General features: G+C 70.5%; 19 protein-coding genes. 8 read left to right on the forward strand and 11 right to left on the reverse strand.

What is annotated here, in order from left to right:
• Positions 1 to 54 precede the first annotated feature (54 nt).
• Positions 55 to 1,137, reverse strand: a complete 1,083-nt coding sequence (locus tag T328_RS25040) for an inositol-3-phosphate synthase (protein WP_496498413.1) — start codon at positions 1,135 to 1,137, stop codon at positions 55 to 57.
• Between the two features lie 47 nt (positions 1,138 to 1,184).
• The gene (locus T328_RS25045; protein WP_496498414.1) at positions 1,185 to 1,847 is read right to left on the reverse strand and encodes a PadR family transcriptional regulator; all 663 of its coding nucleotides are present in this window, start codon (positions 1,845 to 1,847) and stop codon (positions 1,185 to 1,187) included.
• A 383-nt stretch (positions 1,848 to 2,230) separates the two neighbouring features.
• Here T328_RS25045 and T328_RS25050 point away from each other — a divergent pair, with 383 nt between their 5' ends.
• Both T328_RS25050 and T328_RS25055 read left to right on the forward strand, forming a co-directional pair.
• Positions 2,231 to 4,987 (forward strand): transglycosylase domain-containing protein, encoded by a 2,757-nt coding sequence (locus tag T328_RS25050; protein WP_496498415.1) that lies wholly within the window; start codon positions 2,231 to 2,233, stop codon positions 4,985 to 4,987.
• A gap of 238 nt (positions 4,988 to 5,225) precedes the next feature.
• Positions 5,226 to 6,782 carry a glycosyltransferase family 87 protein gene (locus T328_RS25055; protein ID WP_496498416.1) on the forward strand — a complete coding sequence of 519 codons (1,557 nt, stop codon included), beginning with the start codon at positions 5,226 to 5,228 and terminating at the stop codon, positions 6,780 to 6,782.
• Between the two features lie 75 nt (positions 6,783 to 6,857).
• Here the strand turns inward: T328_RS25055 and T328_RS25060 are convergent, their stop codons facing one another.
• From T328_RS25060 to T328_RS25070, 3 genes are all read right to left on the reverse strand, one after another.
• Positions 6,858 to 7,889: an alanine racemase gene (locus tag T328_RS25060; protein WP_496498417.1), complete on the reverse strand. Its 1,032-nt coding sequence runs from the start codon at positions 7,887 to 7,889 to the stop codon at positions 6,858 to 6,860.
• A gap of 85 nt (positions 7,890 to 7,974) precedes the next feature.
• On the reverse strand, positions 7,975 to 9,093 hold the full coding sequence (locus T328_RS25065) for a lipid II:glycine glycyltransferase FemX (RefSeq protein WP_496498418.1): 1,119 nt from the start codon (positions 9,091 to 9,093) through the stop codon (positions 7,975 to 7,977).
• Positions 9,094 to 9,297: 204 nt separating this feature from the next.
• Entirely contained in the window at positions 9,298 to 9,603 is a 306-nt protein-coding gene (locus T328_RS25070) for a hypothetical protein (protein WP_496498419.1), read from the reverse strand.
• 301 nt (positions 9,604 to 9,904) lie between these two features.
• Here T328_RS25070 and rpsF point away from each other — a divergent pair, with 301 nt between their 5' ends.
• From rpsF to rplI, 4 genes are all read left to right on the forward strand, one after another.
• The gene (rpsF, locus tag T328_RS25075) at positions 9,905 to 10,195 is read left to right on the forward strand and encodes a 30S ribosomal protein S6 (protein WP_018838796.1); all 291 of its coding nucleotides are present in this window, start codon (positions 9,905 to 9,907) and stop codon (positions 10,193 to 10,195) included.
• Between the two features lie 96 nt (positions 10,196 to 10,291).
• Entirely contained in the window at positions 10,292 to 10,912 is a 621-nt protein-coding gene (locus T328_RS25080; RefSeq protein ID WP_496498420.1) for a single-stranded DNA-binding protein, read from the forward strand.
• A gap of 73 nt (positions 10,913 to 10,985) precedes the next feature.
• On the forward strand, positions 10,986 to 11,222 hold the full coding sequence (gene rpsR, locus T328_RS25085) for a 30S ribosomal protein S18 (RefSeq protein ID WP_018838794.1): 237 nt from the start codon (positions 10,986 to 10,988) through the stop codon (positions 11,220 to 11,222).
• A 19-nt stretch (positions 11,223 to 11,241) separates the two neighbouring features.
• Positions 11,242 to 11,688 carry a 50S ribosomal protein L9 gene (gene rplI, locus T328_RS25090; protein ID WP_496498421.1) on the forward strand — a complete coding sequence of 149 codons (447 nt, stop codon included), beginning with the start codon at positions 11,242 to 11,244 and terminating at the stop codon, positions 11,686 to 11,688.
• 185 nt (positions 11,689 to 11,873) lie between these two features.
• On the opposite strand, the gene T328_RS25095 is transcribed toward rplI, so the two are convergent.
• The gene (locus T328_RS25095) at positions 11,874 to 13,247 is read right to left on the reverse strand and encodes an MATE family efflux transporter (RefSeq protein ID WP_496498422.1); all 1,374 of its coding nucleotides are present in this window, start codon (positions 13,245 to 13,247) and stop codon (positions 11,874 to 11,876) included.
• A 661-nt stretch (positions 13,248 to 13,908) separates the two neighbouring features.
• On the opposite strand from T328_RS25095, the gene T328_RS25100 reads away from it, so the two are divergent.
• Both T328_RS25100 and T328_RS25105 read left to right on the forward strand, forming a co-directional pair.
• Positions 13,909 to 17,667, forward strand: a complete 3,759-nt coding sequence (locus tag T328_RS25100; protein ID WP_496498496.1) for a replicative DNA helicase — start codon at positions 13,909 to 13,911, stop codon at positions 17,665 to 17,667.
• A gap of 49 nt (positions 17,668 to 17,716) precedes the next feature.
• Positions 17,717 to 18,862 (forward strand): NADAR family protein, encoded by a 1,146-nt coding sequence (locus tag T328_RS25105; RefSeq protein ID WP_496498423.1) that lies wholly within the window; start codon positions 17,717 to 17,719, stop codon positions 18,860 to 18,862.
• 29 nt (positions 18,863 to 18,891) lie between these two features.
• Here T328_RS25105 and T328_RS25110 read toward each other — a convergent pair whose 3' ends face one another.
• From T328_RS25110 to T328_RS25130, 5 genes are all read right to left on the reverse strand, one after another.
• A complete protein-coding gene (locus T328_RS25110; RefSeq protein WP_496498424.1) occupies positions 18,892 to 19,653 on the reverse strand; it encodes a PIG-L deacetylase family protein in 762 nt (253 codons plus the stop codon).
• A 90-nt stretch (positions 19,654 to 19,743) separates the two neighbouring features.
• Positions 19,744 to 20,463 (reverse strand): ABC transporter permease subunit, encoded by a 720-nt coding sequence (locus T328_RS25115; RefSeq protein WP_496498497.1) that lies wholly within the window; start codon positions 20,461 to 20,463, stop codon positions 19,744 to 19,746.
• Between the two features lie 21 nt (positions 20,464 to 20,484).
• Complete coding sequence (locus T328_RS25120; protein WP_496498425.1) at positions 20,485 to 21,396, reverse strand: ABC transporter ATP-binding protein; 912 nt, start codon at positions 21,394 to 21,396, stop codon at positions 20,485 to 20,487.
• On the reverse strand, positions 21,393 to 22,310 hold the full coding sequence (locus T328_RS25125) for an ABC transporter permease (RefSeq protein WP_496498426.1): 918 nt from the start codon (positions 22,308 to 22,310) through the stop codon (positions 21,393 to 21,395). The genes T328_RS25120 and T328_RS25125 overlap by 4 nt, the downstream gene beginning before the upstream one ends.
• A complete protein-coding gene (locus T328_RS25130; RefSeq protein WP_496498427.1) occupies positions 22,300 to 23,427 on the reverse strand; it encodes an ABC transporter ATP-binding protein in 1,128 nt (375 codons plus the stop codon). Before T328_RS25130 ends, T328_RS25125 begins: the two co-directional genes overlap by 11 nt.
• Positions 23,428 to 23,454: the final 27 nt, after the last annotated feature.

The following is a 23,454-nucleotide window of genomic DNA, read 5'->3' on the forward strand; positions in this document are numbered from 1 at the left end:
GGCCCCTCGGGACGGCGAGTGTCGGCGGCGGCGGTGGCGGCGTCTAGCGCGCGTCTAGCGCTCGACCTCGCCGCGGATGAACTTCTCCACGTTCTCCCGCGCCTCGTCGTCGAAGTACTGCACGGGCGGGGACTTCATGAAGTACGAGGATGCCGACAGCACCGGGCCGCCGATGCCCCGGTCCTTGGCGATCTTCGCGGCGCGCAGCGCGTCGATGATGATGCCCGCGGAGTTCGGCGAGTCCCAGACCTCCAGCTTGTACTCCAGGTTGAGCGGCACCTCACCGAAGGCGCGGCCCTCCAGACGTACGTACGCCCACTTGCGGTCGTCCAGCCACGCGACGTAGTCCGAAGGACCGATGTGCACGTTGTGCTCGCCCAGGTCGCGGTCGGGGATCTGGGAGGTGACGGCCTGGGTCTTGGAGATCTTCTTGGACTCCAGCCGGTCGCGCTCCAGCATGTTCTTGAAGTCCATGTTGCCGCCGACGTTGAGCTGCATCGTACGGTCCAGGATGACGCCCCGGTCCTCGAAGAGCTTCGCCATGACGCGGTGCGTGATGGTGGCGCCGACCTGCGACTTGATGTCGTCGCCGACGATCGGCACGCCTGCCTCGGTGAACTTGTCCGCCCACTCCTTGGTGCCCGCGATGAACACCGGCAGGGCGTTGACGAAGCCCACGCCGGCGTCGAGGGCGCACTGCGCGTAGAACTTCGCGGCGTCCTCGGAGCCCACCGGCAGGTAGCAGACCAGCACGTCGACCCGGCGGTCCCGCAGCACCCGCACGACGTCGACCGGCTCCTCGGCGGACTCCTCGATCGTCTCGCGGTAGTAGCGCCCGAGGCCGTCGAGCGTGTGGCCGCGCTGCACGGTCACGCCGCTGTTCGGCACGTCGCAGATCTTGATGGTGTTGTTCTCACTTGCCCCGATGGCGTCGGCGAGGTCGAGGCCAACCTTCTTGGCGTCGACGTCGAACGCCGCGACGAACTCGATGTCACGGACGTGGTAGTCGCCGAACTGGACGTGCATCAGTCCGGGCACCCGGCTGCCCGGGTCGGCGTCCCTGTAGAACTCGACGCCCTGCACCAGTGACGCGGCGCAATTGCCCACGCCGACGATGGCTACGCGAACCGAACCCATTGACGGTTGCTCCCTGTTGTTCGTTGAGGCCGTGCCAGGGCAGGACCTCAGTTGGCGGTGTCGTCGGACGGGTCCGGCCGGGTACTGTCCCGGTCACGGGGCAGGCCGCCCGTCTCTTGTGAACCGGCGTCTCCCGAAGAGCGCTCGTCGCGCCCCGCCCGTTCGCTCTCGATCAGCTCGGTCAGCCAGCGCACCTCGCGCTCGACGGACTCCATCCCATGCCGTTGAAGTTCCAGGGTGTAGTCGTCGAGCCGCTCGCGCGTGCGCGCCAGCGACGTCCGCATCTTGTCCAGACGCTCCTCCAGCCGGCTGCGCCGGCCTTCGAGCACCCTGACCCGTACGTCCCGCGACGTCTGGCCGAAGAAGGCGAAGCGGACGCCGAAGTGCTCGTCCTCCCACGCCTCGGGCCCGGTCTGGGCGAGCAGCTCCTCGAAGTGCTCCTTGCCCTCGGCCGTCAACCGGTAGACGATCTTGGCGCGCCGGCCCGCCAGCGGTACGGCGGGACCGTCCTGCGGCGCAGAAGCGGTCTCCTCCGTCAGCCATCCCTGTGCAACGAGGGTCTTCAGGCAGGGATAGAGGCTGCCGTAGCTGAACGCGCGGAACACCCCCAACGAGCTGTTGAGCCGTTTTCGCAGCTCATAGCCGTGCATGGGGGACTCGCGGAGCAGGCCGAGGACGGCGAATTCCAGGACGTCGGAGCGTCTGCTCAACGCCGCCTCCTCCCGTGCCGCGGTGTCCCGCGTTGTTATGCCGAGCCGATGTGTCGTACTGATGTATCGGCTCGATATATCCAACGATAGAGCGGCCCTCCGGCGGCGGCAAGTGAGGGTTGTGTGAACGGCGTCACATCGACGCGCTCAGGCGCGCCGAAGTGTCCGGTATGGCGCGTAATACCCGGCGCAAAGCGGTCAGCGGCGGTGCGTACCCTGTTCCGCATGCTTGGTGAAGGGAACCGGGAGCCGCCTTCGGACGTCTTCGTCCTCGGTACAGTGCGGCTGGTTGCCAAAGGACAGAGAACCGGTCGCGCATCGGGGGGACCGGCTGACAGTACGCGCCCACAGGCGATGCCACCTGTTCGAGGAGTAGTCCCTTCATGAGCGAGCACCGACGCAAGCCGCCGAACAGCGGCCGCGGAGGAGGCCGTCACGGCGCACACTCCGGCCGCCACGGGGCGCCTGGCGCAGACGCGGGCTACGGAGCCGGCCGCCGCGCCGCCGGAGGCGGTGGCGGTGGCGGCCGACGCCGCGCCGGCGGCGGCAACGCCGGCGGCACCGGCACCGGCTACGGAGCCGGCGCGGGCGCCGCGGCCGGCGGAGCCGCCCGCAGCGGCGGGCACGGCGGCGGCGGGTACAGCGACGGACGCGGCCACTCCGCCGCCGGCGGCTACGACGGCCCGCGCCGCAGGCGCCGCCCCGAGCCGCCGCCGCGCAAGCGGTTCATCGACTACCCCCGGTCGAACCACACCGGCCTGCGCCGCTGGCTCCCCTCCTGGAAGCAGGTCACGGGGATGTGCGTCCTCGGCTTCGGCCTGCTCGTCGGCCTGTTCTTCCTCGGCTACATGCTGGTGAGCGTGCCCGACGTCGCCGCCGCCGCCAGGGCGCAGAACAACGTCTACTACTGGTCCGACGGCACCCAGATGGCCACGTACGGCGGTGAGAGGAACCGCCAGCTCGTCGATCTGGAGGACATCCCGAGGGAGATGCAGAACGCGGTCATCGCCGCGGAGAACGCCACCTTCTACTCCGACCCGGGCATCGACCCCAAGGGCATCACCCGCGCCGTCCTCAACATGGCGGGCGGCGGCTCCACCCAGAGCGGCTCGACCATCACCCAGCAGTACGTGAAGAACGCCATGCTCAACGACCAGTCGCAGACGCTCTCCCGCAAGGTCAAGGAGCTGTTCGTCTCCATCAAGGTGGGCGCGAAGGTCGACAAGAACGAGATCCTCGCCGGCTACCTCAACACCGCGTACTACGGCCGCGGCGCCTACGGCATCCAGGCCGCCGCCCAGGCGTACTTCCGCGTGGACGCCGAGGACCTCAAGCCCGACCAGTCCGCTTTCCTCGCCACCGTCCTCAAGGGCCCCGACCTCTACGACCCCCAGGGCGGCTCCGTCCCCGGCGCCACCCCGGAGGCCAACACCGAGCGGGCCAAGGCGCGCTGGGAGTGGATCCTCGACCGGCAGACCGAGGTCGAGCTGGACGGCGAGAAGATGATGTCGCCGGCCAAGCGGGCCGAGTACGACGAGTTCCCCAAGATCGCGAAGTACAACCCCAGCGCCGGCCTGACGGGTCAGAAGGGCTATCTCATCGAGACGGCCAACAGATACGTCATGAAGACCTCCGACATTACCAAGGAGCAGCTGGAGCGCGGCGGCTACCGGATCTACACGACCTTCGACAAGAAGAAGGTCGCGCAGATGGAGCAGGCGGTCGACGACGCCCGCAAGGAGTACCTCGACCCGAAGAAGCGGGAGAAGGACAAGCACGTCCAGTTCGGCGGGGCCTCGGTCGACCCGGAGACGGGGAAGATCGTCGCGCTCTACGGCGGCGAGGGCTTCGACAAGGACCACTTCAGCAACAACGCCGACACCCTCGGCGTGCCCGTCGGCTCTACCTGGAAGCCGTTCGTCCTCGCGTCCGCGTTCGATAACGGCACGTACCTCAGCGACGGCGAGGCGATCTCACCGGAGAGCAAGTACAACGGCAACAACGACATCATCATCCGGGACCAGAACGGCGACCCGATGCCCGGGCCGGGAGGCGAGGACTTCCGGCAGGTCAACGAGGGTGACAACAGCTACGGATACGTCGACCTGAACATGGCCACCGGGCTGTCCATCAACACCCCGTACGTCCAGCTCGGCATCGACGTGGGATTGGACAACATCCGCAAGACGGCCGAGGACCTCGGCATCCTCGAGGACTCGATGGACCCGAACAACAACGCCTCCTTCTCCATCGGCACCTCGACCCCCAGCGCCATCCGCATGGCCAGTGCGTACGGAACGTTCGCGGCCTCCGGTGAGCACATCGAGCCGTACTCCGTGACGAGAGTGGTCAAGGACAGCAAGGAGCTGGACGGGTACGGGGCCGAGGAGCACCCCACCGAGCGCGGCATCGACGCCAACGTCGCCGACACCGTGACGAAGGTGCTGAAGGAGAACGTCATCGAGGGCGAGTTCGGCGAGTACGGCTCCGGCACCGGCGCCGCCGCGCTCGACCTCGACCGGCCCGCGGCCGGCAAGACCGGTACCACGGACAAGAACAAGTCCGCCTGGTGGGTGGGCTACACCCCGCAGCTGTCCACGGCCGTCACCCTCTTCCGTACCGACCCGCGGAGTGAGAAGCAGGAACTGCTGTCCATGAACGGGACCGGCGGTTTCGACTCCATCCACGGTGGCGCGATCCCGACGGAGATCTGGACCTCCTACATGAAGGCCGCCCTGGCGGGCAAGGACGTGGAGGAGTTCCCGGAGCCGGGCCCGCTGGGCGAGATCGTCGACGGCGGCGGCGTGCCCGACCCCTCCCCGACCGAGACCGTCGACCCCGACCCGACCCAGTCCATGCCCACCGACGAGCCGGTCGACCCGACCACCAGCCCGCCGCCCTCGACGTCGCCGCCGCCCAGCCAGACGTGCGAGCCGTGGGACCTGGAGTGCCAGTCCGGCGGCGCGACGAACGGCGGTGATCCCGGCGGGGAGACGGACGGGGAGACCACGACCGGCGGCGAGACGACGGGGGAGACGACCGGCGGCGAGACGACCGGAGAGACGACCACCGACGGCGGCTGGGACAACGGCGGCCAGAACGGCAACGGAGGAACCGACGACGGAGGAGTGATCCCATGACGGTCGCCACCGTGCGCCCGGCCGACGCGCCCTCCGGCACGGCCGGAGTCCCCGCCCCGTAGGCCGCCCGTCCGGCCCCCGGTCGCCCGGTCCCCGGTCCCCGGTCGCTGGTACGCGGCCGGGGCCGGCCCGGCCGGGCGGCGGGGCCGGCGGGCCCGTAGCCCCGTCCGCAGCCCCTTCACCGCGCGGTACGCGGACGCCCGCCTGCGCCCCCACCCCCGTACGGCAGGATGGCCCCATGACGAGCGTCGACCACGACCCGGCCCGGCGGCCGGCCGCCGCCGGGGCGCCGGACGGGCCGCCCGTGGCGCCCACCCGGCACGACGAGATCGCCGCCCGCGGCGGCGAGGTCCTCGGCGGTCCGCTCGGCCGCCGGGCGCTGTTCGGCGGCTCCTGGTGGACTCCCGTGCGGGTGGTGGCGCTGGTCGCGATCGGGATGTTCGCGCTGGGCATGGTGCAGAAGTACCCGTGCTACGACGGCGCCTGGTTCTCCGGCGCCAACGCCCAGTACACCCGCGCCTGCTACTCCGACATCCCGCACCTCTTCCAGGGCCGCGGCTTCGCCGACGACCTCACGCCGTACTTCGACAAGATCCCGCCGGAGACCTCCGGCGGCATGGAATACCTCGAATACCCGGTCCTGACCGGGCTGTTCATGGAGGTCGCCGCCTGGCTCACCCCGGGCGGCGACGACCTCGTGCACCGCGAGCAGGTCTACTGGCTCGTCAACGCCGGCATGCTGATGCTCTGCGCCGCGATCGTCGCCGTCTGCGTCGCCCGTACGCACCGCCGCCGCCCCTGGGACGGCCTCCTCGTCGCCCTCGCCCCCGCGCTCGCGCTCACCGCGACGATCAACTGGGACCTGCTGGCCGTCGCCCTCACCGCCGCCGCGATGCTCGCCTGGTCCCGTAGCCGGCCCGTGGCGGCCGGCGTGCTGCTCGGCCTCGCCACCGCCGCCAAGCTGTACTCCGTGCTGCTGCTGTGGCCCCTGCTGCTGCTCTGTCTGCGCGCCGGACGGCTACGGCAGTTCGGCACCGCGACCGCCGCCACCGTCGGCGCCTGGCTCGTCGTCAACCTGCCCGTGATGATCAAGGCGCCGGACGGCTGGGCGAAGTTCTACACGTTCAGCCAGGAGCGGGGGGTCGACTTCGGCTCGTTCTGGCTGATCATCTCCCAGCGCTCCGGCGAGCCCCTGGACGACGCCAACATCTACGCCGCCTGCCTGATGGTCCTCGGCTGCCTCGGGATCGGCGCGCTCGCGCTCACCGCGCCGCGCCGTCCGCGCTTCGCGCAACTGGCGTTCCTGGTCGTGGCGCTGTTCATCGTCACCAACAAGGTCTATTCGCCGCAGTACGTCCTGTGGCTCATCCCCCTCGCCGCCCTCGCCCGGCCGCGCTGGCGGGACTTCCTCATCTGGCAGGGCTGCGAGGTCGCGTACTACCTGGGCATCTGGCTCTACCTCGCCTACACCAACGGCGGCGAGGACGCCAAGGGCCTGCCCCCGGACGGCTACCACGTGGCCATCGCCGCGCATCTGCTCGGCACGCTGTACCTGTGCGCGGTCGTCGTCCGCGACATCGTCATGCCGGACCGCGATCCCGTACGCCGCCTCGGCGACGACGACCCCGGCGGGGGCGTCCTGGACCGGGCGCCGGACGTGCGGGTGCTCGCCGACGCGGGCCACGGGCGGCACGCGGCGGGCGGGCCGGCGGCGCCCGGGGCACCGGGGGCGCCGCGGGTGCGGTGGGGAACGGAACGGGTCACGAAACCCGGCCGGGTGTCCCCCATCGAGTGAACCCGGGCACCGTGAGAAGGGGGTCTGGGGGCGAAGCCCCCGGGATTCCTTGTCGGGGAACCACAGCGGAGCGGCTCAGCGCTCCACCACCCGGTCCGGCTGCGTCGTCGTGTGCCGCAGGTGCGCGACCATCTCGTCCCCCTGCACCGGAGCCGACGACTCCGCCGGCAGGTACAGGATCGACACCTGCATGTGCGGAGGCTCCGCGAACCAGCGCTGCTTGCCCTCCCACGTGAACGGCGACAGGTTGCGGTTCACCGTCGCCAGCCCCGCCCGCGCCACGCCCTTCGCCCGCGGCGTCAACCCGTGCATCGCCTTCGGCGCCTCCAGACCCACGCCCTGGGACGTACCGCCGGCGACCACCACCAGGTGGCCGTCGCCCGACACCTTCTGCTGCCGGTAGCCGAAGCGGTCGCCCTTCGCCACCCGCGTGACGTCCAGCACCGTGCCGCGGTACTCCGTCGCGTCGTGGTTCCCCAGCCACAGCCGGGTGCCGATACGCGCCCGGAAGCGCGTCTGCGGGAACTGCCGCTGCAGCTGCTCGAACTCGTCCGGCTGCAGATGGCTGACATACATCGTGTGCAGCGGCAACCGCGCCGCGCGCAGCCGGTCCATCCAGGCGATGACCTCGTCCACCGCGCTGGAGCCGTCCGTACGGTCCAGCGGCAGGTGGATCGCGAAGCCCTCCAGCGTCACGTCCGACAGCAGCGACGCCAGCTTCGGCAGCTCCTCCTCCGTCACCCCGTGCCGCCGCATCGAGCTCATCACCTCGATGACGACCCGGGCCCCGACCAGCCGCCCCACCGCGTCCACCGACGCGACGGTGCGGATCACCCGCGTCGGCAGCGGCACGGGCTCCTCGGTCAGCTGGTACGGGGTGAGGACCAGCAGGTCGCCGCTGACGAAGTCGCGCGCCCGCGCCGCCTCGTACACCGTGCCCACCGCCAGTGGGCCCGCCCCCAGCCGGGCGGCCTCGGCGGCCAGGCGCTCGTGGCCGAAGCCGTAGCCGTTGCCCTTGCAGACGGGGACGAGCCCGGGGAACTGCTCCAGGACGTGCTGCTGGTGTGCGCGCCAGCGCGCGGAATCGACGTAGAGCGTGAGCGGCATGGCGGTCGGTGTACCTTCCTTCGCGGTGTCGGAGGCCCTTTCCTTCACGCGCAAGTCCGCAGCTTCACGCGCGAGTCCGCCGTGGTCAGCGGCGGGACATGTAGATGTCGAGAGCCTTGTGGAGCAGCTTATTCAGTGGGTAGTCCCACTCGCCCAGGTATTCGGCGGCCTGCCCGCCCGTGCCCACCTTGAACTGGATCAGCCCGAAGAGGTGGTCGCTGTCGACGAGCGCGTCGCCGATGCCGCGCAGGTCGTAGACGTGCGCGCCGGCGGCGTGCGCGTCCTTCATCATCTGCCACTGGATGGCGTTCGACGGCCGCACCTCGCGCCCGTGGTTGGCGGAGGCACCGTACGAATACCACACGTGCCCGCCCACCGTCAGCATCGTCGTCGCGGCCAGGCACTCGCCCTGGTAGAGCGCGAAGTACAGCCGCATCCGGCCCGGCTCCTCGGCGTTGAGCACCTTCCACATGCGCTCGAAGTAACCCTGCGGGCGCGGGCGGAACTTGTCGCGCTCGGCCGTGATCTCGTACAGCCGCTGCCACTCGCCGAAGTGCTCCAGACCGCCCTGCACCACCTCGACGCCGGCCTTCTCGGCCTTCTTGACGTTCCGCCGCCACAGCTGGTTGAAGCCCTTGAACACCTCGTCCAGGGACCGCCCCGCCAGCGGCACCTGGAAGACATAGCGCGGCTGTACGTCGCCGAAGCCCGCGCCGCCGTCCTCGCCCTGCTGCCAGCCCATCCGCCGCAGCCGCTCGGCGACCTCGAACGCCTGCGGCTCGACGACGTCGGCGTTCACGTCGCGCAGCCGCTTGACGTCCGGGTCGGCGATGCCCGCCTTGATCGTCGGCGCCTCCCAGCGGCGGATGATCACCGGCGGGCCCATCTTCACGGAGAACGCCCCCTGCCGCTTCAGGTGGGCCAGCATCGGCGTCAGCCAGGCGTCGAGGTTCGGCGCGTGCCAGTCGATGACCGGCCCCTCCGGCAGGTACGCCAGATACCGCTTCACCTTGGGCAGCTGCCGGTACAGCACCAGGCCCGCGCCCACCTGCCGGCCGTCGGCGTCGAACCAGCCCAGGTTCTCCGAGCGCCACTCGGACTTCACGTCCGCCCACGCCGGCACCTGGCAGTGGCTCGCGGCGGGCAGACTGCGGACGTACGCCAGATGCTGCTCGCGGCTGATGGGCTGCAGGGTCAGGCTCATGGCGGCGCTCCTCGTGCTGCGGCGGGTTGCCGACTGCGGCAGGCTTCTCGCGGGTGAAGCCTACTGCGGGGACGCCGCACCCCAGGAGGGAAGGCCCGAAGCCGCACGGGCTGCGGGGACGGGGAGCGAGACGGGGCTACGGGGGCGGGGAGCGGGCCGGGGGCGCCGGGAGCCGCTGACCCGGGAACGGAGTGCTCGATCGCGCTAGAGCGAGAAGCCGCCGCGCGCCATCGCCAGGAAGAAGCCGAGCCCGGCCGCCCCCAGTCCGAGGAGCATCGGGAACCGCTCCCGGGTCGTCGCGGAGATCATCTGCCCCCACGCCCCGGTGACGATCCCGATCAGTCCCGTCCACGTCGCCGGCACGTGCAGGCCGTGCCACTGCGCCAGGACGAGCGAGACGGCGCCGAACACCAGGGTGATGGCGAGCAGCGTGTCCGGTGCGACGTGGTGCTTGCCGTCGCCGGCGAAGAGGCCGATGTCCCGCTGCGGGGGCTGTACTGCCTGAGGCATAGGGCACCTCCATGCCCGTATGGCGGCGCGGGCTCCAGGGTCGTACGTCGTACGTGACGCCGCTCACACCCGTTGTGTATAGATTGCCGGGAATCGAGGCCGGATTTCAACCGGAAGGGCCGCTGCGGGTACTGTGTGCGGTCTGTAGCGGAGTCTGCCCAGGCCATCCCACCGCACCGGCGCCCCATCCGGCGCCGCCGCCGCGGGTTGTCAGTGCCGGGCGCTACCGTTGCGACGCAATGAAGAACCTCCTGCCACGGAGAGACCGTGGCCGCCGAGTCCAGAGGAGGTGGGTTCCACAATGCGTCACTACGAGGTGATGGTCATCCTCGACCCCGATCTCGAGGAGCGTGCAGTCTCCCCGTTGATCGAGTCCTTCCTGTCCGTGATCCGTGAGGCCAAGGGCAAGGTGGAGAAGGTCGACACCTGGGGCCGTCGTCGTCTCGCTTACGAGATCAAGAAGAAGCCCGAGGGCATCTACTCGGTCATCGACATCCAGGCCGAGGCCGATGTCGTCAAGGAGCTCGACCGGCAGATGAACCTCAACGAGTCGGTGCTGCGGACCAAGGTCCTGCGCCCCGCAATCCACTGACGACAACCGACGAGTAAACGACGTACGAGTAACCGAACCGACTAGCCAGACCGCACCACCCGGCACCACCCGGCAGCAACCGCGAGAGGTCAAGACATGGCAGGCGAGACCGTCATCACCGTCGTCGGAAACCTGACCGATGACCCCGAGCTGCGCTTCACGCCGTCCGGCGCGGCCGTCGCGAACTTCACGATCGCGTCGACGCCCCGGACGTTCGACCGGCAGACGAACGAGTGGAAGGACGGCGACCCGCTGTTCCTCCGCGCTTCGATCTGGCGCCAGGCGGCGGAGAACGTCGCCGAGTCGCTGACGCGCGGCACGCGCGTGGTTGCCCAGGGCCGGCTCCGCCAGCGTTCGTACGAGACCCAGCAGGGCGAGAAGCGGACCGTGGTGGAGCTGGAGGTCGACGAGATCGGCCCCGCGCTCCGGTACGCCACCGCCAAGGTCACCAAGACCACCGGCAGGGGCGGCCAGGGCGGCGGCTTCGGCGGTGGCGGTGGCGGTGGCCAGCAGGGTGGCCAGGGCGGCGGCTGGGGTGGCAACTCCGGCGGCGGCCAGGGCGGCCAGGGCGGCGGCGCGCAGGGCGACCCCTGGGCGACGTCCGGCGGCGGCGGTCAGCAGGGCGGCCAGGGCGGCGGCTGGGGTGGCAACTCCGGCGGCGGCCAGGGCGGCCAAGGTGGCCAGGGTGGCGGTTACTCGGACGAGCCCCCGTTCTGACCCCGGACTCCCCGGGGCGTGACGAGGGTGCTCGTACACCACACTTCTTGATCACACTGGAGTAAGAGACATCATGGCGAAGCCGCCTCCGCGCAAGCCGAAGAAGAAGGTTTGCGTCTTCTGCAAGGAGAAGATCTCCTACGTCGACTACAAGGACACGAACCTGCTGCGGAAGTTCATCTCCGACCGCGGCAAGATCCGTGCCCGCCGGGTCACCGGCAACTGCACCCAGCACCAGCGTGACGTCGCCACGGCCGTGAAGAACAGCCGTGAGATGGCGCTGCTGCCCTACACCTCGACCGCGCGCTGACAGGGAGGGTGAGCGAAGCATGAAGATCATCCTCAAGGGCGAGGTCACCGGCCTCGGCGCCGCGGGCGACGTCGTCGAGGTCAAGGACGGATACGCCCGCAACTACCTGATCCCCAACGGGCTGGCCATCCGCTGGACCCGCGGCGGGGAGAAGGACGTCGAGCAGATCCGCCGCGGCCGCAAGCTGCGCGAGATCGCCTCGGTCGAGCAGGCCAACGCCGTCAAGTCGGAGCTGGAGGGCGTCCAGGTACGCCTGTCCACGCGCGCCGGCGCCAGCGGCCGGCTCTTCGGCGCCGTCACCCCGGCCGACATCGCCACGGCGATCAAGGCGGCCGGCGGCCCGGACGTCGACAAGCGCCGCATCGAGCTGGCCGCGCCGATCAAGAGCCTCGGCGCCCACCAGGTGTCCGTGCGGCTGCACCCCGAGGTCGACGCGAAGGTCGGCGTCGAGGTCGTGGCCGGCTGACGCCGCGCGACGGCGAGTAGCCACAGAGGACGGGCCGCACCCTTGCGGGGGTGCGGCCCTCTTCTGCGCCGCCTCCACGCCCCGGCGGCGCCTTCGCCGCCCTCCCGCGCCGCCGCTACGCCCCCTGCGGCGCCCGTGGCCCCTGCGCCCCGGCGTGGCCCCTTGCGGCGCCGCCCTCGACGGCCCTACGCCCGGACGGCGCCCGTGACCAGCCACCGCCCCGACCGCGCGCGCAGCCACAGCGTCGCCAGCCGGGTCAGCATCATCAGCCCCATCGACCACCACAGCGCCGTCAGCCCCCCGCCCAGCGCCGGCACGGCCAGCGCCACCGGCGCGAAGACCGCCAGCGTCAGCAGCATCGCCCACGCCAGGTACGGCCCGTCGCCCGCGCCCATGAGCACGCCGTCGAGCACGAACACCACCCCCGCCAGCGGCTGCGTCACCGCGACGACCAGCAGCGCCGGCAGCAGCACGTCGTGCACCCCCGCATCGTCCGTGAACAGCGGCAGGATCAGCGGCCGGGCGGCCACCACCAGCGCCCCCAGCACCGCGCCGGTCGCCACCCCCCACTGCACCATCCGCCGGTACGCCTCCCGCGCCCCGTCCACGTCCCCCGCGCCCAGATACCGGCCGATGATCGCCTGCCCGGCGATCGCGATCGCGTCCAGCGCGAACGCCAGCAGCGACCAGATGCTCAGCACCACCTGGTGCGCCGCGACCGACTCGTCCCCGAGCCCCGCCGCCACCGCCGTCGCGATGAGCAGCACGGCGCGCAGCGACAGCGTACGGATCAGCAGCGGCACCCCGGCCCGCGCGGAGGCCCGTATGCCGGCCGGGTGCGGGCGCAGGGCGGCACCGTGCCGCCGGGCGCCGCGTACGACGACGACCAGGTACACCGTCGCCATCCCCCACTGCGCAAGCACGGTGCCCCAGGCGGAGCCGGCGATGCCGAGGCCGGCGCCGTAGACGAGCGCGACGTTCAGTGCGGCGTTGGCGGTGAAGCCGCCGATCGCGACGTACAGCGGGGTGCGGGTGTCCTGCAGCCCGCGCAGCACGCCGGTGGCGGCGAAGACGACGAGCATGGCGGGGATGCCGAACGCACTGACGCGCAGATACGTGGTCGCGTGCGGCGCGGCGGTGTCGGAGGCGCCGAAGAGGTCGATGAGGCCGGGCGCCGTCGGCACGGTGGCGGCCACGAGCACGGCACCGAGCAGCGCGGCGAGCCAGACGCCGTCGACGCCCTGTTGGATGGCGGAGCGCAGATCGCCGGCGCCGACGCGGCGGGCGACGGCCGCGGTGGTGGCGTAGGCGAGGAAGACGAAGACGCTCACGGCGGTGGTGAGGAGCGCGGCGGCGACGCCGAGACCCGCGAGCTGCGGGGTGCCGAGGTGGCCGACGACGGCGCTGTCGGCGAGCACGAAGAGCGGCTCGGCGACGAGGGCGCCGAAGGCCGGGACGGCGAGGGTGACTATCTCGCGGTCGTGCCGCCGCCGGGTGCGGCGCCGCCGCTCGTCGGGCGTACCGGACTCGGCGGCGGTGGCCGCGGGGACGTCGTGCATGCAGCAAATCTAATAGTCCACAGGTAACAGACGCAATGGCTATGGACCACTTACACTTCGATGCGTACGGGACGGTCACCCACGGTGTCCGCCGCAACCGGGGCCCGGACGGGAAAGTTTTTCTCCTCCACCGGCGGTGGATGGAGAAGTAGCAGGTAAAACGGGTGATCGAGAAGTGATGGTGTGCTTGTCCACAGCACTGTCCCCCGGCTCGTGCACAGCTTTCCCCAACTAATCCACAGGTTGGCGGGCGCTTTCCACACCCCCTGTGGATAGCGCAATTGGCCAGAGCCCGCCGCGGACCTACGGTGGACCCTCCCCCCTGCCGACAGCGGCGCCCCCGCCCCGGCGGACCGGGGGGCGACCGACGCGCCGTAAGCGGAACGCCGCGGACGAATTGTCAGCGGCGTGCCGTAAGAAAGAGGGGCGCCCTGAGAGGTCCGCCGCGAGGCGGGTGGGAGGAGGTGGGGCCGCCGTGTCCGAGCACCGGGACTACGTGGACACCATGCCCGGGGACCCCCGTCCACTGCGCCGTGAGCCGGACCAGCACGGCCGGCCGGACCAGTCCGCCCCCGAAGACCCCTGGGGACCCGGCGCCCCCGCCGCCTTCGAGCGCGTACCTCCGCAGGACCTGGACGCCGAGCAGTCCGTCCTCGGCGGCATGCTGCTGTCCAAGGACGCCATCGCCGACGTCGTCGAGGTCCTCAAGGGCCACGACTTCTACCGCCCCGCCCACGAAACCGTCTACACCGCGATCCTCGACCTCTACGCCCGCGGCGAGCCTGCCGACCCCATCACCGTCTCCGCCGAACTCACCAAGCGCGGCGAACTCGCCCGCGTAGGCGGCGCGTCGTACCTCCACACCCTCGTCCAGTCCGTCCCCACGGCCGCCAACGCGGAGTACTACGCCGAGATCGTCCACCAGCGCGCCATCCTCCGCCGCCTGGTCGAGGCGGGCACGCGCATCACCCAGATGGGATACGCCGCCGACGGCGAGGTCGACGACATCGTCAACTCCGCCCAGGCCGAGATCTACGCCGTCACCGAGCAGCGCACCGCCGAGGACTACCTCCCCCTCGGCGAGATCATGGAGGGCGCCCTCGACGAGATCGAGGCCATCGGCTCCCGCAGCGGCCAGATGTCCGGCGTCCCCACGGGCTTCACCGACCTCGACTCCCTGACGAACGGCCTCCACCCCGGCCAGATGATCGTCGTAGCCGCCCGCCCCGCGATGGGCAAGGCGCTCGCCCTCGACACCCCGCTGCCCACGCCCACGGGGTGGACGACGATGGGCGAGGTCCGCTCCGGCGACTTCCTCCTCGCCGCCGACGGCTCCCCGACCCGCGTGGTCGCCGCCACAGAGGTCATGACCGGCCGCCCGTGCTACGAGGTCACCTTCGACGACGGCACCACGATCGTCGCCGACGCGGACCACCAGTGGCTGACGGACACCAGAGCGTCCCGCCGCTCCAGGGGCACCCCGGCCGCGGTCCGGACGACAAAAGAAATCGCGGAGAGCCTGCGCTGCACGAACCTGGCGGACAACCGCCTCAACCACTCCATCCCCACCACCGCCCCCCTCGCCCTCCCCCCTCGCCCCCTGCCCATCCCGCCGTACGTCCTTGGCACCTGGCTTGGCGACGGTGCGAGCGATGCAGCCCGCATCACGACGGCGGACCCAGAGGTGCTCCGATTCATCGCCGATGAGGGCATGGACGTGCGGCGCGTCGGAGAGACGATCACATTCGCCCTGACATTCGCCGTCGAAGAACCCCGGCGCATCACGAAAGCCTGCGCGGTCTGCGGGAAGCCATTCAGCCCCAACCCGGCTCATGTCCGAACGTGCGGGCAGTCATGCGGTGGTAAGGCTCGCTTCACCACCCCTCCCGTCGACCACACGACCTGCGTGGACTGCGGCGAGCGATGCTTCTCGTCCTTCGCCGAGCCGCGGTGTGCTACCTGCCGACGCCGACACGGAAGCCTCCTCGTCGCACTGCGGGACAACGGCCTCCTGAGCAATAAGCACATCCCGCAGGACTACCTGCGGAGTTCGGTCGAGCAGCGCAGGCAGCTACTCGCAGGACTGCTCGACAGCGACGGTACGGTCACCAACACCGGCTCGGTCCAGTTCGCGGTCACCAGCAGGGCACTCGCCGAGGACTTCCGCGAACTCGTGATGAGCCTCGGCTACCGCTGCGGCACGACGACGAAACGGGTCGCGGGACGCACGGAGCGAACCTCCACCGTCCACATCGTCAACTTCACCACCACCGACGACGTCTTCCGGCTGGAGCGCAAGCGACACACGCACGCGGCGCGAAGGAAGACCGGCACCCGCCGCCTGACACAGCGCTTCGTCACTGACGTCCGCGAGGTGCCCAGCGTCCCGGTCCGCTGCGTGCAGATCGAACATCCCGATCACCTGTACCTTGCTTCCCGGTCGATGGTGCCGACGCACAACAGCACGCTCGCCCTGGACTTCGCCCGAGCCTGCTCGATCAAGAACAACCTGCCCAGCGTCATCTTCTCGCTGGAGATGGGCCGCAACGAGATCGCGATGCGCCTGCTCTCCGCGGAAGCCCGCGTGGCGCTGCACCACATGCGCTCCGGCAGCATGACGGACGACGACTGGACCCGTCTCGCCCGTCGCATGCCGGAGGTGACGGGCGCCCCGCTGTACATCGACGACTCGCCGAACCTGTCGATGATGGAGATCCGCGCCAAGTGCCGCCGCCTGAAGCAGCGCAACGACCTCCAGATGATCGTCATCGACTACCTCCAGCTGATGCAGACGGGCGGCTCCCGCCGCCCGGAGAGCCGCCAGCAGGAGGTCTCGGAGATGTCCCGGAACCTCAAGCTCCTCGCCAAGGAACTGGAGGTCCCGGTGATCGCCTTGTCCCAGCTCAACCGCGGCCCCGAACAGCGCACGGACAAGAAGCCGATGGTCTCCGACCTACGTGAGTCGGGATGCGTCACCGCATCGACGCGCGTCCTGCGGGCTGACACCGGAAACGAGGTCACTATCGGCGAGCTGCTGGCCGCCGGTGAGAAGGACATTCCCGTCTGGTCGCTCGACGAGCAACTCCGGCTCGTGCCTCGGACGATGACGCACGTGTTCTCCAGCGGGGTCAAGGAGACGTTCCGCTTGCGCCTGGCTTCGGGCCGGGAGATCGAGGCGACGGCGAACCACCCGTTCCTGACGTACGACGGCTGGACCCCCCTCGGGGAGCTGGCCGCGGGCTCGCGCATCGCCACCCCACGGCGGCTGGATGCTCCCGTGCAGCAGAAAGCCTGGCCCGAAGCCGAGGTGATCATGCTTGCGCACCTGATCGGCGACGGCTGCGTGGCTCCGCGCCAGCCCTTGCACTACACGAGCAACGACGAGGCCAACCTCGCCACGGTGGAGAAGGCGGCGGCCCACTACGGCATCACTCCCCGGCGCGTCGCCCAAGGCACCTGGTCGCACGTCTACCTGCCCGCCCCCTTCCGCCTGGCGCGGGGCCGCCGCAATCCCATCGCTGCCTGGCTTGACGGGATGGGGCTGTACGGCAAGCGTGCACATGAGAAGTTCCTTCCGCCAGAGCTGTTCGCCCTGCCGGACGAGCAAGTGCGGCTCTTCCTCCGCCACCTGTGGGCGACGGACGGCTCGGTGACGGTGTCCAAGTCCGGGGCTGTCCGCGTCTACTACGCGACGACCAGCGAGCGGCTGGCTCGGGACCTGCAACTGCTGCTGTTGCGGCTCGATATCCGCGCCCGGCTGCGCGCGGTGGGCAACTCCACCGGCCGCCCCGGCTGGACCGTGGACGTCTCGGGCGTGGACGACCAGCGCCGGTTCCTGCGCGACGTCGGAGCCCACGGCGATCGCTCCCGCCACGTCGTATCCGCGGTGGAGCGCCTACGGCAGGTGCGAGCCAACCCCAACCTCGACACGGTTCCGCGTGACGTCTGGGAGCAGGTCCGTGAGCAGCTACGCGAGCAGTCACTGACGACACGAGCCTTCCAGGCCGCCCTGGACGTCCGATACTGCGGCAGTGCGCTCTACAAGAGGTCGCCCGGTCGAGTCCGCCTCGGGCGCATCGCGGAGGTCTTGCAGAGCGCGGATCTGGAGATGCTGGCGACCAGCGATGTGTTCTGGGACGAGGTCGTCTCGATTGAGAACCTGGGCGAGCAGGAGGTGTACGACGCCACGGTGCTCGGCACGCACAACTTCGTCGCTAACGGCATCATGATTCACAATTCGATCGAGCAAGACGCAGATATGGTCATCTTGTTGCACCGAGAGGACGCGTACGAGAAGGAGTCCCCCCGTGCGGGCGAAGCGGACCTGATCGTGGCGAAGCACCGCAACGGCCCGACGGCGACGATCACGGTGGCGTTCCAGGGCCACTACTCCCGATTCGTGGACATGGCCCAGACCTGACCACGTCGAGTAGCGTGCGCGCATGACATGGCACGGACCGACATATCGGATGGTGGACGGAGAGAGGATCGACGGGACCTGGTGCCATGTCTGGCGACGGCACCAGCTCGGCAGCACGTACTACGTCGAAGATCTGGTCGTCTTCGCGGACGGCGCGATCGTCTGCGGTGATCGCACCGACCTGGCCGGCCTCCGGAAGTTGCTGGCAACGGGGCGGTTGGCGGTAACGAATCCCGAGGCGCCTTCGCCTCCCGCGGAATCGACGTGGAGTTCTCGTCGCGGTGAACCGCTGACGGCAGACGGCTTCCTTCTCGAAGTCGCCGACCGGATCGAGGATCTCAACGAGCGGCCCACCGCGGCGCAGCGGTGCTGGGAGGCGATCCGTCGCTTTCAACAGGAACCGGTCGAGGCCAACAGAGCGATGCTGAGAGCGGCATATCTCGCGGTCCCTCCGCATCTGCGCATCTACGTCCTCGGAGACATGGACCGCCAGGACCGTCCGCTGCGGATTCTGGTCACGAGCATCGGTGAGGCCGTCGGCGGCGACGGCCCGACGGTCACGGCTGACATGCATCGGGAAGCCCTGGACTACTTCGACCGTGGCGACGAGGCAGTCCGGCGTGAGCAGGAGAGGCTCGCGATTCGGTACGCCGACGACCCCTCGGAAGCGGGCCGGCCGGCACTCGTCTCGAACGAAACCGTCTACCCACAGGGTTGGCCCGGCGAACCGGGCCTTTTCGTGCTGCGCAACGACTTTCCGGCGGAGATCGTCTTCGCGGGTGAACGCTACGCGTCCGTACTGCACGGCTACTGGGCGCTGTGCGCGGCCGACACCTCCGACAGAAGCAGAATCCGCGAGGCGGCGTCCGGGAGAGAAGCGCAAGAGCTGGGCGGTCGGGCACCGCGGAGAAGTGACTGGCCGGACGTTCGGCTCGCGGTCATGGCGGGGCTCCTGCGCGCGAAGTTCAGTCAGCACCCCGAACTGGCGCAGGTCCTCGTCTCCACCGGGGACGCCCGGATCCGCTACGCCGGGCTTTCGGAGTCGCCGTACTGGAGGGACGTTCCCGACAACAGGGGACGGAACTGGGTGGGGCGGCTGCTGGAGTTGATCCGCTCCGAGCTCATCGCCCGCCACGGGGATCCAGGTACCGGCGGATACCGGCCGCCGCCGGTCGAAGATGATCCGACCTCGTAGCGGCTGAGGTCACCGTCCGCCTGCCGCGGTCAGTCCTCGTCGGTTTCGGTGAAGAAGTCCGGGGGTGCCTGCAGGTCGTGGGCGCGGAACAGGACGGCGTGTTCGACGCCCATGGCCTTGCCGCTCATCGCGGTGAACTTCGGGATGAAGTCCTTGGGGGCGGGGTGGCCGGGGAGTGCGGCCAGGTAGGCGGCGTGGGCTTCGAGCGAGGCGATGCCGCGCTGCAGCGGCTCACCGGTGACCTCGACGCCGTGGGTCGCGCCGGAGCCTTCGAGTCCGGGGAGGATGAGCCAGCGCGCCGAGTGCGGTTCGAGGTTCTCGTCGTCGATCTGTTCCGGGAAGACCCACCGGTTGCCCGCGTCGCGTACCGCGTCGAGTGTGGCGAGTCCGGCGGCGCGGTGGTCGGCCTGGTCGAAGCCGAAGGGGGTCTCGATGGCGTATCCCGTACCGAGTACGACGTCGGGCTTGAAGCGGCGGATCTCCCGGCAGATGTCCCGGCGCAGGTCGAGGCCGTAGACGAGCACGCCGTCCGGATGTTCGAGGACGGTCAGGTGCTCGACGCCGACGACGGCGCAGGCGGCCTGCTGCTCGGCGAGGCGCAGGCGTGCCGTCTCCTCGGGAGGGTTCGGCATGCCGGCTTCGCCGCGGGTGAGCAGGAGGTAGCCGACCTCGATGCCGCGTGCGGTCCAGCGGGCGACGGCCGCGGACGTGCCGTACTCCATGTCGTCCGGGTGGGCGACGACGCAGAGCACGCGCTGGAAGGACTCCTCGGGGAGGGCAGGCAGGGTCATGTCGGCCATCTTTCCGTGTTCGCGGCCCGCCGTCAGGTATTCGGGGGGTGCCGGTGGGCCGGGCGGCGGGACCGGCGCGTCGCCGGTCCGTTACTCCTCGCCCGCCAGCGTCAGCGACCGCAGACGCTGGGCGGCGAACCAGGTCGCGCCGGCCGTGACCACGACCAGCAGTACCGTCGCCACCGGCAGCCCCACGTCGGACACGAGGTGGCCGCCCTGGCCGATCTTCTCGCCCACCGCCAGCGCCCACTGCTGGACGCTCAGCGTCTTCACGCCGTCGACGAGGCTGCCGAGCAGGGCTTCCCACACCAGCGCGTAGACCAGTCCGAAGACCACCGCGTGCCGCGAGATCGTGCCCAGCATCAGGAAGAAGGCGGCGTACGCCACGGAGGCGACCGCGGCGGCGAGGGCGTATGCGACCGCGAGGCGGCTGCCGTTGCCGCCGAGGATGTAGCCGGCGACCAGCGTGGGGACGGCGGAGAAGGCGGCGGTGATGCCGACGGCGACGATCAGCTTGGTGAGGATGATCGTCGGCCGCGGCACGGGCTTCGCGAGGAGGTAGACGATCGAACTGTCGTCGATCTCCGGGCCGATGGCGCCCGTGCCGGCGATAACGCCGATCAGCGGCACCATGGTCGCCAGCGCGAAGCCGCCGAGCACGTCGGCGGTGACCTCGTCGTCGGCGCCGACGAGGGCGCGTACGACGACGGAGATGACGAGGAGCAGCGCGGGCAGCAGGAGCAGGATGAGCGCCCGGCGGCGGCCGAGTACGGCTCGTTGGGTGAGCCGGGCGACGGTGGGGTGGTACAGCATCGCGTTCTTCGCTCCTTCTCAGGCCGCGACCAGGTACGAGAAGACGGATTCCAGGGACTCGTCGGATGGCGAGACCTCGTAGAGGCGGATGCCGTGGTCCCTGGCGACGCGCGGCAGTAGCTCGGTGAAGCGGGCGAAGTCGACGGCCTGGATGTGCAGTATGCCGTCGCGCCGGTCGAGTTCGAGGCCGGCGGTGGACGGGTCGGCGATGAGCGCGGAGGCGAGTGCGCGGTCGTCGCTGGAGCGTACGGCGTAGTGGTGCGGGCGGTCGGTCATCAGCCGGCGGATCTTGCGGAAGTCGCCGGAGGCGGCGTGCCGGCCGGCGACGATCACCTCGATGTGCGCGGCGAGCTGTTCGACCTCCTCCAGGATGTGCGAGGAGAACAGCACGGTGCGGCCGGCGGCGCCCATACTCCTTAGGAGGTCCATGAGGTGCATACGCTGGCGCGGGTCCATGCCGTTGAACGGCTCGTCGAGGAGCAGCACGTCGGGTTCGTGGACGAGCGCGGAGGCCATCTTCACGCGCTGTCGCATGCCTTTGCTGTACGTGCCGATCCGGCGGTTCTGCGCGTACTCCATCTCGACCGTGGCCAGTGCCTTCCGGGCGGCGTCGGCGCCGAGGCCGTGCAGCTCGGCGTTGGCGAGGACGAACTCGCGGCCGGTGAGGAAGTCGTACATCGCCTCGCGCTCGGGGACGAGGCCGATGTGCTTGTAGACCTGTTCGTTGCGCCAGATGCGGACGCCGTCGAGGGTGACCGCGCCGGTGGAGGGGGCGAGGAAGCCGGCCATCATGTTGATGAGGGTCGACTTGCCGGCGCCGTTGGGGCCGAGGAGGCCGGTGACGCCCGGGCCGATGGCCATGGTCACGTCGTTGACAGCGACGACGTTGCCGAACCAGCGGGAGACGCTGTCGATCCGGATGGTGGTCACAGTCCGGCCTTTCGGTAGCGGCGCAGCAGGAAGAGGTAGCAGCCGGCGGCGACGGCGAGCGCGACGAGCAGCGCGGCGACTCCGGCCGCGGTGGACGGGTCGACGGGTTCGGGGGCGGCGGTGGCGGGGGTCGCGCCGAGGAACGCCGACTGGACGTTGTCGATGAGGCCGATGGGCGAGAAGAGCGCGAACCAGCCGATGGCGTCGAGGTTGTCCTGCTCCCAGGCGATGCCCTGCAGCGCGCTCACGGCGCCGAACGGCACGGTGAACGCGGCGATGACGGCGGCGACGCCGAAGCCGCGGCGCGGGGTGAGGGCGGCGATGGCCAGCCCGATGCCGGCGAAGAGCAGCGAGAGCAGGGCGACGGAGACGAGCGCCTGGGCGAAGCCCTTGGTCTGGTCGGTGAAGTCGAGTTTCGCCAGCAGTGCGCCGACGTAGAGGACCAGCAGGGGGGTGGCGGTGAGGATGAAGAGTGCGGAGGCCATCGCCGCGTACTTGGCGGCGACGTAGTCGATGCGCTCGACGGGGCGCGAGAAGTACAGCGGGACGGTCCGGAACCGCAGGTCGCGGGAGACGGACACGGGGGCCTGGGCGGCGATGAAGAGGAAGATGACGGGCTGGAGGAAGATCGCGTAGTCGGTGTACTCCAGCGGGAGTTCGTCCATGTCGGTGCCGACGGCGACCGCGACGATGATGAGCGCGACCAGGCACATGATGCCGTAGAGGAGCGCGGGCGGCACCTTGGACTTGGCGGAGCGGCCGAGGCCGTACGCGGCGCGCAGGGACTGGGTGAACAGCGAGCGGCGGGCGTAGCCGCGGCCGAGGCGGGGGCCGTCGTAGTGGCGGTAGCCGATGTCGTGGATGACGTCGGTGGCGGCGGGGGGTGTGCTGGTGCCGGGCGCGTCAGTGGGCATGAGGGCTTCCTGCGGGGTCGGTCGCGGGGTCGGTGGCGGCGTCGGTGGCGGGGTCGGTCGCGGACGTGCTCGCGGGGGGCGGCGCGGTGCCGGTGGCGGTTTCGGCTCCGGTGCCGGGTCCGCTGCCGCCTCCGGTGCCGGCTCCGGTGGTGGTGCCGTCGGCGCCGCCGCCGGACGTGCTCGCCGGCTGGGCCTCGTCGTCGGCGAAGATCTCCGCGATGCGGTGCCGGCGCTGCTCCATGCGCACCAGCCCGAGCCCGAGCCCCGCCACCGCGTCCCGTACGACGTCGTACGTGCCCTCGTCCTCGGCGTCGACGTACAGCAGACGTCCGTCCGCGGTGATCCCCAGGCCCGCGCCGGCGAGCGCCTTGCGCAGCGTGGCGGTGCCGTCGGGGTGGGCTTCGGTGTCGGTCACCTCGATCGCGAGGGTGGCGGTGCTCTGCGTGAACTCGCTGGTGGAGCTGGAGCGCAGCAGCCGGCCGCCGTCGATGACGACGACGTGGTCGCAGGTGCGCTCCAACTCGCCGAGGAGGTGCGAGGTGACGAGGACGGAGATGCCGAAGTCGGTGTGTACGCGGCGGATGAGGCCGAGCATGTCGTCGCGGCCGACGGGGTCGAGGCCGTTGGTCGGCTCGTCGAGGAAGACCAGCTGCGGGTCGTGCACGAGGGCCTGGGCGAGCTTGACGCGCTGCTTCATGCCGGTGGAGTAGCCGCCGATGGGGCGGTAGCGCTCCTCGTACAGGCCGACGTGGCGCAGGGTGTCGGCGGTGCGCTCGCGGGCCGCGGTGGCGGGCAGGCCGGACATGCGCGCCATGTGGACGACGAACTCCGTGGCGGAGACGTCCGGTGGCAGGCAGTCGTGCTCGGGCATGTAGCCGACGCGCTCGCGGATGGTGGCGGCGGTGGCGCTGCCGGCGGCCACGTCGAGGCCGAGCACGGTGGCGGAGCCCTCGGAGGCGGGCGACAGGCCGAGCAGGATCTTGATCAGCGTGGACTTGCCGGCGCCGTTGGCGCCGACGAGGCCCGTGACCCCGGGGCCGATGTCGAGGGTGAGCCCGTCGAGCGCGGTGACCCGGGGAAACCGTTTGCTCAGATTCTCGGTGGCGATGACTGTCACGCTGCAAGACGGTAGTGGTGCGGGGCG

The sequence above is a fragment of the Streptomyces sp. CNX435 genome, assembly GCF_059570575.1.